This window comes from Paraburkholderia sp. GAS82 (assembly GCF_050436285.1).
Lineage (GTDB): Bacteria > Pseudomonadota > Gammaproteobacteria > Burkholderiales > Burkholderiaceae > Paraburkholderia > Paraburkholderia phenazinium_B.
The window spans coordinates 386,050-401,945 of record NZ_JBNDLX010000002.1; the positions used below are offsets into that span (position 1 = coordinate 386,050).

The window sequence follows — 15,896 nt, forward strand, 5'->3', positions numbered from 1 at the left end:
TGCCTGGCGAGGGAAAAATGCGTGGCAACCGGAGTGGCAAACCAGGCGGGAAATTCAGCGGCCCGCTGAGCATCGCCACCAAGCTCGCTTACCCGCTAGTCATCCTGTGCGCCTGGCACTGGGATGCGCCGCGCTACGTCGGCTGTATGCTGTTCGCTCTGCTCTGGCTGCAACGTTGGGCCGGCACAGGTACATTCGCGAGCTCGCTGCGGCGGCTAACGCCGGTCGACTGGTGCGTCGCCGCGGTGCTCAACGTCGCGTCGGTGGCGATCGTGTGGACCAACAGCGAACTGCTGCTGCGGCTCTATCCTTCGCTTGTCAATCTTGGCCTGCTGGTCGCATTCGGCGCCACACTCGTCGACGGCCCGTCGATGGTCGAAAAATTCGCCCGTCTGCACAATCCCGATCCGACTCCGCAAGTGATCCGCTATACCCGTCGCATCACGCAGCTCTGGTGTGTGTTTTTCACGCTGAATAGCGCGTTCTCCGTCTATACCGCATTGTGCTGGCGGCGCGAAGCCTGGTCGCTGTATAACGGTGCGCTCGCCTATGTGCTGATCGGCGTGCTGCTGCTAGCCGAGATCGCGTGGCGCCGCTTCGTCATGCTGCCGAGAGCCGCGGGTTCGGGGGCATCATGATCGCGCTGCATGACCTGCTGGTCTCGGCGCGCGCCGATCACACACCCGTGTGCCGCGACGCCGACACCGTCCTTGATTTCGCTTTCTTCCGGGCCCGCACGTTGCGGCTCGCTGCCGCGCTGCGGGCGCAGCCGGCAAAGCGCTACGCGTTGTGTCTCGACGATCCGTTCGACTTTGCCTGCACGCTCTTCGCGTTGCTCGCGAGCGGCAAAGAGCCGGTCATTCCGGCCAACGCCACGCCGGGGTATCTCGCGGATCTGGCCGATGCCTACGACTGCCTCTTCACGGCGACCGATCTGGCGACACTGGAACATGAAGCGGTGCGCCAGGATGAACCAGCTGACACGTGGGCAATCGATCCGGTCGCTCGCCTGACGCTCTTCACATCAGGCAGCAGCGGCGCGCCGAAGCCCGTTCACAAGACGCTCGCCCAGTTCAACGCTGAAGTCCATACGCTTGAAAAGCAATGGGGAGACATGCTCGGCGAGGCGACGGTTCTGGCGAGCGTTCCGCATCACCACATCTACGGGATTCTGTTTCGCGTGTTCTGGCCGCTGGCGGCCGGACGTGCATTTGATCGCACCGTCAGCACCGACCCGCAGGCGCTCCAGGCACGCATCACCCAGTGCGGCGCGGCAGTCGTCGTGTCCACGCCGGCGCAACTGTCGCGTTGGCCCGATCTGCCGGCCTTCGCGACACTGACACCGGCGCCGCTCGCGTTCTTCTCGTCGGGCGGCCCACTCGCGGCCGAAACGGCGCGTCAATACGCCGAGCGTTTCGGCGCCGCGCCGCTCGAGGTGTACGGCAGCACCGAAACCGGCGGCATTGCGTGGCGCCAGCAGGACAAGTCGGACGCGTGGCGGGCGATGCCCGGCATTCTGGTCCAGCGTGCCGAAGATGGCGCACTCAGTGTGCGTTCGCCGCACCTCGGCCACGACGAGTGGCACCGCACCGACGACGAAGCTGCCTTCGACAGCGACGGCCGCTTCCGTCTGCTGGGACGCCTTGATCGCGTCATCAAACTCGACGGCAAGCGCCTCTCGCTAGCCGAGCTCGAAGCGCGTATCGCGCAGCATCCGTTCGTCGCGCAAGTTGCGGTGACGCGGCTCACGAACGCCTCGCGCGAACGGGCCGGCGCTGTCGTGGTGCTGACCGAAGCAGGCATTGAAGTATTGCGCACGAGCGGACGCGTGGCGCTTGTGAAAACCTTGCGCCGGCATCTGGCCGCGTATTTTGATCTCGTCGTGCTGCCGCGTCACTGGCGCTTTCGCCTCGCCTTGCCGTTCGATGCACGCGGCAAGCTTCCGGCCGCCGCGCTCGCCGCAACCTTCGAGGCGCGCGCGGACGGTGTCGAAGTGCTGGCCGAGGCTCGACAGGGCGACGTGTTCTTCTACGAACTGCACGTGCCACACACGTTGGTCCACTTCGCGGGGCACTTCCCCGGCTTGCCGATCTTGCCCGGTGTCGTACAGGTCGACTGGGCCATCAAGCTCGCTGCAGTCCAGGTGCCCGCTGCGACCAATGTCGCTTCGATAGACCGCCTCAAATTCATGGCGCCGGTGCCGCCCGGCGCGCAGCTCAAGCTGACGCTCACGCACGATGCGTCGCGTCAACGAATACAGTTCAATTATCGTCTTGGCGAGCGCGACTGTGCCTCGGGCGCGATCGTCTACAGGGAGCCTGCATGAGCAACGCTGCCTGCATCGTGATCCCTATCTATAACCACAAGGACGCGATTGGCGCGACTGTGGCGAATCTGGTCGTGCACGGCCTGCCGCTTTACGTCGTCGACGACGGCAGCGACGAGGCGACCCAGCAGGTGCTCGCCGCACTGGCGCAGCAACACGCTGACCAACTCACACTATTGCGTCTGCCGGTAAACGGCGGCAAAGGCGCGGCGGTCATGGCCGGTCTGCGCGCCGCACGCGCGGCAGGCTACACGCATGCCTTGCAAATCGACGCCGACGGTCAGCACGATGCCGCCGACGTACCGCGTTTTCTCGACGCCTCGCAGGCCAACCCGCGCGCGGTGATTCTCGGCCGGCCGGTGTATGACGCGAGCGTGCCGAAATCGCGGCTCTACGGCCGCTATGTGACGCATGTCTGGGTATGGATCGAAACGCTCTCGCTCACAATTCAGGATTCGATGTGCGGGTTCCGCCTGTATCCGCTCGACATTGCTTGCGCGCTGATCGACAAGGTAAAGCTCGGCACGCGCATGGACTTCGACATCGAAATCCTCGTGCGTCTGCACTGGCGCCGCGTCGAATTCATCGCGATTCCAACGCCCGTGACCTATGCGACGGACGGGGTGTCCCACTTCGACGTGCTGTGGGACAACGTGCGGATCAGCCGCACGCATACGCGGCTCGTCGCCGGGATGCTGTGCCGTTTGCCGCTACTGCTGCTGCACAAGGTGCTGCCGCGGCAAGCCGTTAAGGCCGACGACGACGCCAGCGCGACAAGCGCTACCGGTGCCAACGAACGCAACGAGGCGAACGAAGGCCATGCCACCTGGTGGCGCATGGCCGAACGCGGCAGCCGCCTCGGCATGATGTTGCTCGTGCTCGGTTGCAAGACAATTGGCCCACGGCTCACCGCGTGGTGGCTGCATCCGATCGTCGCGTACTTCCTGCTGACTGGCCGCCCTGCGCGCGAAGCGTCGCGGCGCTACTTCGAGCACCTTGCACAGGCTTCGCCACAGCAGGAAACCCCACATCCGGGATGGCGCTCCGCATACCGCCACATGCTCGCGTTCGCGCAGTCCGGCTTCGACAAACTGACGGCGTGGTCGGGCCGGATCGCACCGGCGGACTTCAATTTCGACGATGCCCGTGCACTGGACGACCTGCTCGCAAGCGGCCGCGGTGCGCTCGTCATCGGCTCGCATCTCGGCAATCTGGAGATGGCCCGCGCGCTTGCGGTACGCGGCGCGCAAACCAAGGTGACAGCAGTCGTCTATACGGAGCATGCGCGCCGTTTCAACAGCGTTCTAGCTTCGGCGAACCGCGAATTCACGCAGCATCTGCTGGAAGTGAACGACTTCGGCCCGGAAACCGCGATGATGATGCAGGAGCGGGTGGCGCGCGGCGAACTGCTAGTGATCGTAGGCGACCGCACGCCTGCCCGCCAGATGGGCCGGACCACAACCGCGCAGTTTCTCGGCGCGAGCGCGCCCTTCGCTCAGGGGCCCTACGTGCTCGCGCATGCGCTCGAGTGTCCCGTCTATCTGTTCTTTTGCCTGAAGGAGCGCGGCGGCTACCGCTTGTATTTCGAGCCGTTCGCCGAGCGCATCGAACTGCCGCGCCGCGAACGCGAGCGGCACATTTCCGCGTGGGCCCAACGTTATGCCACACGCCTCGAGCACTATTGCCGCAAGGCGCCCTATCAATGGTTCAACTTTTTCGATTTCTGGGCGCGCCCCAGCGGAGGCGCACATGGCCGAAAATGATTTGACTCAGGACATGAGACAAGTGACGCGAGCGGAAGCGGGACCCATCACGATCGGCGGCCGACGGCTGACGATCGAAGAGGTGGTCGCCATTGCACAGCAACGTGCACCGGTCGCTCTGAGCACCGATCCTGCCTGGCGTGACCGCATCGCGCGCGGCGCTGACTTCCTGCGCCGCCATCTTGCCGCAGGCGCGACCGTCTACGGCGTCAACACCGGCTATGGCGATGCCTGCGTGGTCGACGTGCCGATGGAGCTGGTCGAAGCCCTGCCGCTTCAGCTCACCCGCTATCACGGCTGCGGCATGGGCCGGCACCTCGATGACGACGAGACGCTCGCGGTCATCGCCGCTCGCCTCAATTCGCTTGCCTACGGCTTCTCCGGCGTGCGGCCGGTGCTGCTCGAACGTGTCGCGGATCTGATCAACCATCGCGTGCTGCCGCGTATTCCGGCCGAAGGATCGGTTGGCGCAAGCGGCGATCTCACGCCGCTGTCGTACGTCGCGGCGGCACTCGTGGGCGAGCGCGAGGTGCTGTTCCGGGGCCGCCTGCAAGAGGCGCGGGAAGTGTGGGCCGAACTCGGACACGAGCCGCTCACGCTCGCGCCGAAAGAAGGCCTCGCGCTGATGAACGGCACTGCGGTGATGACGGGGCTCGCGTGTCTCGCGTTCGCGCGTGCCGCGCATCTGACGCGGCTCGTTGCGCGCCTGACCGCACTGTCGACCATCGCGCTCGACGGTCGGGCCGCGCATTTCGATCCGTTGCTGTTCGAAGCCAAACCGCACGCCGGCCAGGCCGGAGCCGCCGCCTGGATTCGCGACGACCTCACCGGCCGCGATGACACGCCGGGCCATCGTCTGCAGGACCGCTATTCGATCCGTTGCGCACCGCATGTGATCGGCGTGACGTGTGACGCACTGAGCTGGATGCGCCGCGATATCGAGAACGAGCTGAACAGCGCCAACGACAACCCATTGATCGACCCGGACAGCGAACGTGTGCTGCACGGCGGCAACTTCTATGGCGGTCACATCGCCTTCGCGATGGACGCGTTGAAGACCGCCGTGGCCAACCTTGCCGATCTGATGGACCGGCAACTGGCCTTGCTCGTCGACGACAAGTTCAACAACGGGCTGCCACGCAACCTCTCCGGTGCAACCTCGGCGCGCGCGCCGATCAATCACGGCTTCAAGGCCGTGCAGATTTCGTCGTCCGCATGGACGGCCGAAGCGCTCAAGCAGACCATGCCCGCGAGCGTCTTCTCGCGTTCCACCGAAGCGCACAATCAGGACAAGGTCAGCATGGGCACGATCGCCGCACGCGATTGCCTGCGTGTGCTGGAACTGACCGAGCAGGTCGCCGCGGCGCATACGCTTGCCACCGTGCAGGCGGTCCGTCTGCGTCTGCGGATCAACGATGCGACGTTCGTCCCGCATCCGCTGCAAGCGTTTGTGGAGAGCGTGAGCGCAAGCTCGCCTTTCGTTGACGAAGATCGCGCGCTCGAGGCGGACCTGCGCGCCCTGACCGCGCGTATCGCTGCATGCAAGCTGGTCGAGCACCCTGGCGGAGGCGCGCAATGAGCGATTTATCCAAAGTTCTGACGGCGAGCGCGGCAGTGGAAGTGCCGTTTCACGATGTCGACGCGATGAACGTCTGCTGGCACGGTCACTACCTGAAGTACTTCGAAGCAGGCCGCGCTGCGCTGCTGCGGGCATTCGATTACGACTACCCGGAGATGCAGGCGTCCGGTTATCTATGGCCTGTCGTCGAAGCACATCTGAAATACGTGCGCCCGGCCCTTTACGGCCAGAAACTCGAAGTACGCACGCGACTGCTGGAATACGAAAACCGCCTGAAAATAGGCTATGAAATCGTCGATCTGGCATCCGGCACGCGATTGACGAAAGGCTATACGACGCAGGTCGCGGTCAACGCAGCCACTCAGGAATTGCAGTTCGTCTCGCCGCCTGTCGTCTTCGAAAAGCTGGAGCGCGTATGGGCACGTTGAGACCACGCGTCGCACATGTGACGCTGGTAGCGGCGGCGAGCCTCGCTCTGCAGCTCCTGGTGTCACCGGCACGCGCCGCCGCTGCTGCGGCCGCGCCGCCGACCGCCTCCGAAGCCTCGGGCTCGACTCAAAGCACCAATCTCGTATCGCAGATCGCCGCGCAGTTGGGGCGCGCAAATGGCATCCGCGCGCGCTTCACCCAGACGCAAACCCGTGCGGCGCTGAAACAGCCGCTGGTCAGTTCAGGATCTCTGCTGCTGATGCGTGGACGTGGGGTCGTCTGGCACGTCGAGACGCCGTACCAGGCAACCTATCTGATCACCGATGCAGGCGTGAGCGAAGTCAACGCCGCTGGGCAGCGCGTGACGGGAGCCAGCCCTCACGGCGCGTCAGGTCCGCACGGCGTCGCTGAGGTGTCGGGGATGATGCGCGCGATGCTCGGTGGCGATCTTTCGGCGCTCTACTCGCAATTCGACGTGCAAGCAGTGGGCACGTCGGCGCTGTGGCAGATGCAACTCACGCCCAATCAACCGCAGCTCGCCCAGGCGATCAAGGAATTACAGATGAGCGGCGGCAACTATCTGCGCACCTTGCGCATTACGCTCGCGAGCGGCGACGTCACCAGCCTGGACTTCACAGACAGCACGCCGGTGACCGACCTGACGCCCGCCGAGAAGCAGTTGTTCGGAGCGCCCTAGTGGACGTATTGCACACGCGAAGCGCGAAACAGGCATGGGGCATGCGCGCCGCGTGGCTGGTGTTCGCGCTCGCCGCGGCGGTGTACTGCGGCTGGCGCTTCGCAGGCCCGTCGCCGCTGCAGACGAATCTGCTTGCGTTGCTGCCGGCCACGGAGGCGGACCCGGTCGCAGAAGAAGCCGTCGACAAGCTCGCCGCCGCGCTCGGCGACCGCACGGTATTGCTGGTCACGAGTGGCAACGCGGCTCATGCGAAGGCTGCCGCAAAGCAGTTGGGCGCGACGTTGTCCGCGACTGGCGCGTTCCGCTCCGTGACGGCGACCTTGCCGCCATTCGATATGTCGCAGATCGGCGCGCTGTACATGCCCTACCGCTTCGGCTTGCTCACACCAGCTGATCGCACGCTGCTGGCCGGCGCACCGCAGAATCTGCACGACATCCTGCAGCGCCGCCTCTACGCGCCCGCTGAAGGCGGCCTCGCCACTCAACTCGGGGACGACCCGTTCGGCTGGCTTGAGCACTGGCTGGATGGTTTGCCGCTCGCCACCTCGAATCTGCAGGTCGAAGACAGCCTGCTGGTCTCGCATCGCGGCGCGTCGACAAGCGTGTTGGTGATGGCAACACTGCCCGGCTCCGCCTACGAAACGCAGACCCAGCGCGCGGTGCTCGCTGCTGTCGCACACGGTGAAGCAGAACTGAAGCAGACGTACCCTGACGTCACGCTCGCGAGAACCGGAGCCGTGTTCTACGCCCAGGCGGCGCGCGGCGCCTCCGAACATGAGATGCACGCCATCGGCCTCGTATCGATGTGCGGCATCGCGCTGCTGATGCTGTGGATCTTTCGCTCGCCACGGTTGCTGCTGCTCGGTTTCGTTTCGACAGCGCTCGGCATTGTCGGCGCCCTCGCGGTGACGCTGCTCGTCTTCGGGCAACTGCATCTGCTGACGCTCGTCTTCGGCGCGAGCCTGATCGGCGAAGCGGTCGATTACTCGATCCAGTATTTTGTCGTCTATCTGGGCACGCAACGCGGCTGGGATTCGCAACGCGGCGCACGGGCAGTTGCGCCCGCGCTGAGTGTTGCGCTCGCGACGAGCCTGCTTGGTTACGCGATCCTCGCCTGCGCACCGTTCCCCGCGCTCAAGCAGATTGCGTGCTTTGCGATCGCAGGGATTTCGATCGCCTTCGCTTCGGTCCTGTTGCTGTTGCCGACGCTGCTTACCCGCGCACCGGCTCGCAGCCCGCAATCCGCGTTCAAGGCCGCGGCACGTCTCCTGAAGAAATGGCATGCGCTGATCGGCGGCCGCCGGGCTGTGTGGCTGGCTGCGTTGTTGATAATCGCCTGCGCGCCGGGCTGGCTGCAACTGAGAAGCGATGACGACATCCACCTGCTGATCCAGCGCGACCCGACGCTCGTCGCCCAGGAGCGCGAAGTCGCTCGCGCAGTGGGCGTCGACAATACGGCGCAGTTCTTCGTGGTGCGTGGCGAAACGCCGGAGATCGTGCTGGAACGTGCCGAAGCGCTCGGTACGAAACTCGATGCGCTGACTGGAACGTCGAGTGCGGGGAACTGGCAATCGGTGACGTCATTCGTGCCGTCCGCGCAGCGGCAACAAGCCGATCACGCGCTGCTGGCCGCCCACGTGTTCAATGACCCCGCGGCCTTGCGCACGATGCTGCTGCAGGCCGGGTTTCGCGACGAAGTCGTGGATACCTGGCTCGCGGACTACGGGAAATCAGCCCCCTCTGTGCTCACCATCGACAGGTGGCTCGCCGCTCCATGGTCGCAGCCGTTCCGTCATTTGTGGCTCGGCGAAACGCAGACGACACCCCGCGCTTTCGCCGCGGTCGTGATCCCGCAAAGCGTCACAGCGGCTAACGAGCCCGCACTGCTCGACGCCGCGCACGCAGTCCCGGGCGTGAGTTTCGTCGACAAGGCTGCGAGCGTGTCGAAGCTGTTCGGCGAATATCGCGTCGATGCCGCCGTCTGGCTCGCGGGCGCGCTGCTGCTGGTGCTGATCCTGCTGATGGTGCGCTACCGGGCGAGCGGCGGCCTCGCCGTGACGCTGCCGGTGTTGCTGGCGGTTGGCGTCACGCTCGGGGCGTTTGGTTACGCGCACGTCCCGTTCACGCTGTTCAACTGGCTTGCGCTGATGCTCGTGCTCGGCGTAGGCGCAAACTATGCCGTGTTCCTGCGTGAAGGCACCTTGCGCGTCGATGCAGACCCCGGCGCGGTGTGGACCGGCGTGCTGCTGTCGTCGGCGACGACGCTGCTATCGTTCGGCATGCTCGGCATGAGCTCGATGCCGGCGTTGCGCAGCTTCGGCGCGACGCTGTCGCTGGGCATCATGGTGTCCGTGCTGCTCGCGCCCATCGGCATTCCGTCGAAACAACAAACATCTCGCACTGAGGGAGAACCGGCGTGAGCACGTCACGTGTTTATCTGCATGCGCTCGGCATGATCAACGCACTCGGCAACGACGTGCCGTCGATCGTCGTGGCGCTCGCTAACGGACAGGCTCCCGGCATGGGTACGCTGCGAACCCGCCTCGGCGAGACCTTCGTCGGGCGCGTCACGAGCGCATTGGAGCTCGCGCCGCCCGCTGCGCTCGCATACTACGACTGCCGCAACAACCGTTTGCTACTGGCCGCGCTCGCGCAGATCCGCCCTGCCATCGAAGCGGCGCGCGAACGATACGGCGCCCGCCGTATCGGCGTGGTGCTCGGCACCAGCACGTCGGGCATCAGCGCAGCCGAAGCCGCTCTGACGCAACACGCGGAAACGGGTGAGATGCCTGCCGGCTTCGACTATCGCCAGATGGAAATCGGCACGGCTGCGCCGTTCGCCGCTGCGGCGCTCGGCGTAGAAGGACCGGCGTTCACCGTATCGACGGCCTGCACCTCGGGCGCAAAGGCCGTGATCTCGGCACGCCGGCTGCTCGAATTGAACCTGTGCGACGCAGTCATAGCCGGCGGTGTCGATTCGCTCTGCGAACTGACAGTTCAGGGTTTCGCCTCGCTCGAATCGACCAGCGTGACACGCATGAATCCACTGAGTCGCAATCGCCGCGGGATCAATATCGGCGAAGGGGCAGCAGTATTTCTGATGAGCCGCGACGAAGGACCGATCGTGCTCGCGGGCGCCGGCGAATCGAGCGACGCGCATCACATCTCAGCGCCTGATCCGCAAGGCGTCGGCGGTGAACAGGCGTTGCGCGCCGCGCTCGATGATGCAGGTCTTGCGCCGTCGTCGATCGGGTACGTGAACCTGCATGCAACGGCCACTCGCAAGAACGACCAGATGGAAGCGCACCTGATGGCGCGGGTCTTCCCCGGCGGTGTCGCAGCCAGCGGCACCAAACCGCTCACCGGCCATCAACTCGGCGCGGCGGGTGCAAACGAACTCGGCTTCGCATGGCTCACACTCGCGCGCGACGACGTCGCATTGCCGCGTCATCTGTGGGATGGCGAGGCCGATGCGGAACTGCCGGTGCTCGACCTCGTCGAGACAGAACGTTTTTTGCCGCGCCATGCGGGCGCACAATACGTGATGAGCAATTCTTTCGCGTTCGGCGGCAGCAACGTCAGCGTGATACTCGGACGGTGAGCGACGTCATGATCCAGTCCAATCCACCCAGTCAAAACGTCGAAGGCGAAGCGTTTCCGCCTGTCGAGGACATCTTGCCGCACCGCGGGACAATGCGCCTGATCGATGCGGTGCTGGCATGCGACGACGAATCGCTGACGGCCCAGGCACACGTAGAAAGCGACGCGTGGTACGCCAACGCAGACGGCGCGATGCCCGCGTGGATCGGCATCGAACTGATGGCGCAAGCCATCGCGGCGCACGTCGGCTTGCTCGAGATGCGCGCGGGTAACAAGATGCGCCCCGGCGTGCTACTCGGCTCGCACCGCTACGAAGCACACATCCCGGCATTTGCGCGCGACGCGCTGCTGCGGATCGAAGTCAAAGAGCTATTGCGCGGCGAAGAAGGCCACGGCGCCTATGAATGCGTCATCCGGCACGATGATCTCGTGGGTGCCGAAGCCGTCATCAAGGTATTTCGGCCGCGCGATTTTCAGTCATTTATCGAAGAGGGTTTCAGGTCATGAGCAGGCGTGTTCTCGTTACCGGCGCAAGCCGTGGAATTGGCCGCGCGATCGCCTATCAACTGGCCGGCGACGGCTTTGCGGTGACCGTTCACTGCCGTACCGGACGCAGCGAAGCCGAAGCGGTCACCGCGGGCATCGCCGCACAAGGCGGCACGGCGAGCGTATTGCAGTTCGACGTGCGCGATCGCGCTGCGTGCCGCACCGCCCTCGAAGCGGACGTCGATGCACATGGCGCCTACTACGGCATCGTCTGCTGCGCAGGCGTGACCCGCGACGCGGCCTTCCCTGCGCTTACCGACGAAGACTGGGACATCGTCATCGAGACCGGTCTCGATGCGTTCTACAACGTCGTGCATCCGCTCACCATGCCGATGGTGCGCGCGCGCCAGGGTGGGCGGATCGTAACCGTCGCGTCGGTTTCCGGTGTGACCGGCAATCGCGGCCAGGTCAACTACAGCGCGGCGAAGGCCGGGCTCATAGGTGCGACCAAAGCGCTTGCGGTCGAACTCGCAACCCGCAACATCACCGTCAATAGCGTGGCGCCGGGCCTGATCGACACCGGCATGCTCGACGAACTGCCGCTCGAGCATGCGCTGAAAGCCGTACCGATGAACCGCGTCGGCCAGCCCGTCGAAGTGGCGGCGGTGGTGGGCTTCCTGATGTCCGATGCGGCCTCCTATATCACGCGCCAGGTGATCGGCGTCAACGGCGGGATGGTGTGATGAAGCGCGTCGTCATAACGGGAATGGGCGGTGTGTCCGCGTTCGGCAGCCAGTGGGACGACATCGAGGCGGCCCTGAAGCGCGGCCAAAATGCCGTGCGGCGCGTGCCGGAGTGGGATTACTTCCAGTCGCTGCACACTCGGCTCGCGGCTCCGTTGCCGGGATTCGTCACGCCCGAGCACTATCCGCGCAAAAAGACCCGCTCGATGGGCCCGGTCTCGAAGTATGCGGTGCGCGCGAGCGAACTGGCGCTGGGCGATGCAGGCCTGCTCGACGAACCGTCCATTAGCGATGGACGCATGGGCGTCGCCTATGGCTCGTCATCGGGCTCGGTCGATCCGATCCGGGCGTTCGGCAAAATGCTCGACACCGGCTCGATGAGCGACGTGACCTCGAACAGCTATGTGCAGATGATGCCGCACACCACGGCCGTCAACGTCAGCCTGTTCTGGGACCTGAAAGGACGCATCGTGCCTACGTCGTCGGCTTGCGCGTCGGGCAGCCAGGCGATTGGCTACGCGTATGAAGCGATCGCTCAGGGCAAGCAAACGTTGATGCTGGCGGGCGGTGCGGAAGAACTGTCGGGGCCCGCGGTCGCCGTGTTCGACACGCTCTATGCCACCAGCACCCGCAACGACGAACCGCATCTGACGCCGCGCCCCTTCGACGTGAAGCGCGACGGTCTCGTGGTGGGCGAAGGTGCGGCCACGCTAGTGCTCGAAGAATACGAACACGCAGTGGCTCGCGGTGCGCGCATTCACGCGGAAATCGTCGGTTTCGGCTGCAATTCGGACGGCGCGCACATGACGCAGCCGACCGCCGAAACCATGGCGATCGCCATGAAGCTTGCGCTGCAGGACGCTGCCGTGCAGCCCGAAGCAATTGCCTATGTGAACGCGCACGGCACCTCAACCGATCTGGGCGACGTCGCGGAAAGCCTTGCCACCGCGCAGGTCTTCGGCTCACGCATGCCGATCAGTTCGCTGAAAAGCTATATCGGCCATACGCTCGGCGCGTGTGGTGCGATCGAGGCGTGGTGGACCATCGAAATGATGAAGCGCAACTGGTTCGTTCCCACGCTCAATCTCGACAACGTCGATCCGTCCTGTGCGGCACTCGATTACATCGTGGGCGAGGGCCGCACGCTCGAAGCCGAATACGTGATGAGCAACAACTTCGCGTTTGGCGGCATCAATACTTCGCTGATCTTCAGGCGCGCCGGATGAGCCAGGCGACACATACCGCGCGTGGCCTGCGCCGCGTCGTCATCACGGGCATGGGCATCGTGTCCTGCCTCGGCAATACGCTTGACGACGTATCGGCGCGCTTACGAACGGGACGCTCCGGCGTCTCGCGCATCGACGCGTGGCGCGAACGCGGGTTTGGCAGCCAGGTGGCGGGCGTTGCATTGGTGGAAGGCGAGCCACCCTTCGAACGCAAGCTCGAACGCTTCATGGGCGACACCGCCCGCTTCGCGTGTCACGCAGTACGCAGCGCGCTCGACGATGCCGGGCTCAATCCGGCCGCCCTGCATTCGCCGCAAGCGGGCGCTGTGATCGGCTCGGGCGTCGGGACCATGTCGACCTACGATGTCTCCATGGCGATCGCCACGGCGCGCGGGATAGACCGCGTCCCGCCGTACACGGTGCCGCAATGCATGGGCAGCACGACGTCCGCGAATGTGGCGCACGTGTTTGGGCTTGAGGGCACGACTTACTCGCCGTCGTCGGCCTGCACGACATCGGCGCTCGCGATTGGCCAGGCACTGCAACTGATCCAGACGGGCCGTCAGCAGATCGTTCTCGCGGGCGGAAGCGAAGCGTTGCACGACAACATGACGCTGATGTTCGATGCCATGGGCGCGCTGTCACGAGGCTCCAACGATGACGCCGAACACGCATCGCGTCCCTACGATGTCGCGCGTGACGGCTTCGTGATGGCCTCGGGCGCAGGCGTATTGCTGCTCGAATCGCTCGAGCACGCGCTCGCGCGCGGTGCGCGCATCCAGGCAGAGCTGATCGGCTTCGGTCATTGCACCGACGGCGCCGATATGGTCGCGCCGCGCGCCCCCGGCATTGCGCGTGCGATGCGCGAGGCGCTCGATGAAGCCGACGTGCGTCCCGACTACATCAACACGCACGCCCCTTCGACCCCGCGCGGCGACCTCGAAGAACTACATGCGTTGCGCGCGGTATTTGGTGGTGAGGTGCCGCCGTTCTCGTCGACCAAAGGATTGACCGGCCATCCGCTCGGCGCCTGCGGTGCGCACGAAGCGGTCTACACGTTGCTGATGATGCGGGACGGCTATATCGCAGGGACCCGTGACATCGAAACGATTGATCCTGCCGTAGGGGACATGCCGCTCGTCCGGACGTCGCGCGAAGCGCGCGTCGAGACGGCCATGTCGGTTTCATTCGGGTTCGGCGGCAGCTGCGCGAGCCTGATATTTCGCGCCTGGAACGGCGCATGACGTTTCCGCTGACTTTAACAATTAACAAAGGAAAAACACCATGAGGAATGGTCTCGTGCTCGGGGCACTGGCTGCGGTAGTGATTACGCAAGCCGGATGCGCGACCCAGGTCAGGTCGGTGCCGTTGCAATCGGCCCTGCAGCAGCCCGCTGGAGGAAGCAGCGTTGCTGTGTATTTCGGTTCGCAGGCACATCCCGCCGTACAAACCCAGCTTGGCGAAGCAAAGTATTCGGTGCGCGTGGCCCGCGGTGAAGGCAGCCAGGACGACTCCTGCAGCAGAGCGCTGGCAGAGGCTTTGACGAAGCTGCGCGCCGATGCGCAAGAACATGGCGCGAACGCCGTAGTGGATGTGCAAACGCGCTTCCATACCACCGAGACCAGCTCGGCCACCGATTTCACCTGTGGCGTGAGTCCAAGCGCTGCAGCCGTCGCCGTGCGCGGCAATCTCGTCGTGCTGCAAACCAACTAACCACCTTACCCACCACCGTACTAACTAGAACGAGGAGCCTCCATGAAACTCCATCTCATGCTTGCCGCGTTGTGCGCCACACTGGTTACGTCACACGCATTCGCTCGGGACACCGTCGCCAGCTATCCGGTGGATGCTGCCATTGCGAGCGAACCGGGCAAAGTCACGCCGGACGTCGCGCTGTACTTCGCCGGTCAGAGCCATCCGGCAGTCGCAAAGTCGTATGGTTCGTTCGCCACGAACAAGAAGACCAATGCGTTCGGCAAGAGCGATCTGCAAGCTTGCCAGCACGTGTTCCTCTCTGCCGTGATCGAACTGCAGAACCGTGCGCGCCAGGAAGGCGGCAATGCGGTCATCAACATCAAGAGCAACTACAAGAACGAACTGACGGAAAGCCCCACCGAATTCACCTGTGGCGCAGGTGCGGTGATCGCCGGCGTAGCGCTGGTGGGCGATGTGGTGACGTTGAAAGGGCGGTAAAAGAAGGTATTGGCGAGGTGTTGGCCGGTGGCGGCAAGCGGAGAAGTGTCCGTTTCCCGCCCCGCCTTTGGCCGTGCAGGTGCGGTGCGCGTCAGCTCGCTTTAACGGCCGCAACGTTGACCAAGGTCTCGCGGCGCTTGCCGGGTTTCGGACGATGCAGGCCGAGCCGCTCGAGCAGACCGAAGTCCGTCGCTCGACTCCACCAGAGGTAAGGCAGCGAAACATTGCGCGTCGTGAAAGCGAAGCCCGCCTGGCGGATCATGTCGAGGTAGCCGTCGGCACTCTTCTGCACATGCATAGGATGACGGAACAACAGGCGGATCACCCAGGACTTGATGTAGGCGTCGGTAGATTCAGCGAACAGCAGCACGCCGCCCGGTTTCAACACCCGGTGGAATTCGGCTAGCGCACGTTCCTGCTCGACGAGGTGATGAAACGTTTGATGGCAGAACACGATATCGACGCTCGCACTGGGCAGCGCAAGCTGCGCGCAATCGCCGTGCAGCACCTCGATGTCGGTCGAGCCGCCGGCACTCGTGGCCTTGCAAGCGCGGGCGGCTTCTGCGGCGAGATCGAGCGAAGGTGTATGGTAATCGATGCCGACGATGCGGCTCGGGCGAAACGCTTCGGCTAGCAGACGGAACGAAATGCCCTGTCCGCACCCGACGTCTGCAATAACGGGTGCGTCAGGCAGCGGCGTGTCGATCAGACCCTTCAGGTCGTTGATCGCGACACGCAGGACGTGATGCTCCCAGGTATGGGTGCGCAGGAACCAGATTCCGAAGGCCGTTTCATGCACGAACGGCACGCGGGACAGTTCAGATGACGACATATGTTTCACCTGGCAATTCTGA

The 15,896-nt window shown here is 64.6% G+C and carries 15 protein-coding genes; 14 read left to right on the forward strand and 1 reads right to left on the reverse strand.

What is annotated here, in order from left to right; translation table 11 throughout:
- Window positions 1-17: 17 nt before the first annotated feature.
- The 14 genes from P3T17_RS08075 to P3T17_RS08140 are packed head-to-tail and all read left to right on the forward strand — an operon-like array spanning window position 18 to window position 15,042.
- Entirely contained in the window at window positions 18-638 is a 621-nt protein-coding gene (locus P3T17_RS08075) for a hypothetical protein (RefSeq protein ID WP_074269244.1), read from the forward strand.
- Window positions 635-2,326, forward strand: coding sequence for an AMP-binding protein (locus P3T17_RS08080; RefSeq protein ID WP_429405924.1), 1,692 nt, complete (start codon window positions 635-637; stop codon window positions 2,324-2,326). Before P3T17_RS08075 ends, P3T17_RS08080 begins: the two co-directional genes overlap by 4 nt.
- The gene (locus P3T17_RS08085) at window positions 2,323-4,089 is read left to right on the forward strand and encodes a glycosyltransferase family 2 protein (RefSeq protein ID WP_429405926.1); all 1,767 of its coding nucleotides are present in this window, start codon (window positions 2,323-2,325) and stop codon (window positions 4,087-4,089) included. The genes P3T17_RS08080 and P3T17_RS08085 overlap by 4 nt, the downstream gene beginning before the upstream one ends.
- The gene (locus P3T17_RS08090; protein WP_429405928.1) at window positions 4,076-5,668 is read left to right on the forward strand and encodes an HAL/PAL/TAL family ammonia-lyase; all 1,593 of its coding nucleotides are present in this window, start codon (window positions 4,076-4,078) and stop codon (window positions 5,666-5,668) included. The genes P3T17_RS08085 and P3T17_RS08090 overlap by 14 nt, the downstream gene beginning before the upstream one ends.
- A complete protein-coding gene (locus tag P3T17_RS08095) occupies window positions 5,665-6,096 on the forward strand; it encodes an acyl-CoA thioesterase (RefSeq protein WP_429405931.1) in 432 nt (143 codons plus the stop codon). The genes P3T17_RS08090 and P3T17_RS08095 overlap by 4 nt, the downstream gene beginning before the upstream one ends.
- A complete protein-coding gene (locus P3T17_RS08100) occupies window positions 6,084-6,794 on the forward strand; it encodes a LolA family protein (protein WP_429405933.1) in 711 nt (236 codons plus the stop codon). Before P3T17_RS08095 ends, P3T17_RS08100 begins: the two co-directional genes overlap by 13 nt.
- Window positions 6,794-9,214, forward strand: coding sequence for an MMPL family transporter (locus tag P3T17_RS08105; RefSeq protein WP_429405935.1), 2,421 nt, complete (start codon window positions 6,794-6,796; stop codon window positions 9,212-9,214). The genes P3T17_RS08100 and P3T17_RS08105 overlap by 1 nt, the downstream gene beginning before the upstream one ends.
- Window positions 9,211-10,395: a beta-ketoacyl-[acyl-carrier-protein] synthase family protein gene (locus P3T17_RS08110; RefSeq protein ID WP_429405938.1), complete on the forward strand. Its 1,185-nt coding sequence runs from the start codon at window positions 9,211-9,213 to the stop codon at window positions 10,393-10,395. Before P3T17_RS08105 ends, P3T17_RS08110 begins: the two co-directional genes overlap by 4 nt.
- Before the next feature lie 8 nt (window positions 10,396-10,403).
- Window positions 10,404-10,901 (forward strand): hotdog family protein, encoded by a 498-nt coding sequence (locus tag P3T17_RS08115; RefSeq protein WP_074266732.1) that lies wholly within the window; start codon window positions 10,404-10,406, stop codon window positions 10,899-10,901.
- Window positions 10,898-11,623: a 3-ketoacyl-ACP reductase FabG2 gene (locus P3T17_RS08120; protein ID WP_074266733.1), complete on the forward strand. Its 726-nt coding sequence runs from the start codon at window positions 10,898-10,900 to the stop codon at window positions 11,621-11,623. The genes P3T17_RS08115 and P3T17_RS08120 overlap by 4 nt, the downstream gene beginning before the upstream one ends.
- A complete protein-coding gene (locus tag P3T17_RS08125; protein WP_429405941.1) occupies window positions 11,623-12,849 on the forward strand; it encodes a beta-ketoacyl-ACP synthase in 1,227 nt (408 codons plus the stop codon). Before P3T17_RS08120 ends, P3T17_RS08125 begins: the two co-directional genes overlap by 1 nt.
- A complete protein-coding gene (locus P3T17_RS08130; protein WP_429405943.1) occupies window positions 12,846-14,093 on the forward strand; it encodes a beta-ketoacyl-[acyl-carrier-protein] synthase family protein in 1,248 nt (415 codons plus the stop codon). The genes P3T17_RS08125 and P3T17_RS08130 overlap by 4 nt, the downstream gene beginning before the upstream one ends.
- A 40-nt stretch (window positions 14,094-14,133) precedes the next feature.
- A complete protein-coding gene (locus P3T17_RS08135; RefSeq protein WP_429405944.1) occupies window positions 14,134-14,562 on the forward strand; it encodes a signal peptidase in 429 nt (142 codons plus the stop codon).
- 42 nt (window positions 14,563-14,604) lie between these two features.
- Window positions 14,605-15,042, forward strand: coding sequence for an excinuclease ABC subunit A (locus P3T17_RS08140; RefSeq protein WP_429405946.1), 438 nt, complete (start codon window positions 14,605-14,607; stop codon window positions 15,040-15,042).
- Between the two features lie 91 nt (window positions 15,043-15,133).
- On the opposite strand, the gene P3T17_RS08145 is transcribed toward P3T17_RS08140, so the two are convergent.
- The gene (locus tag P3T17_RS08145; RefSeq protein ID WP_429405948.1) at window positions 15,134-15,874 is read right to left on the reverse strand and encodes a class I SAM-dependent methyltransferase; all 741 of its coding nucleotides are present in this window, start codon (window positions 15,872-15,874) and stop codon (window positions 15,134-15,136) included.
- Window positions 15,875-15,896: the final 22 nt, after the last annotated feature.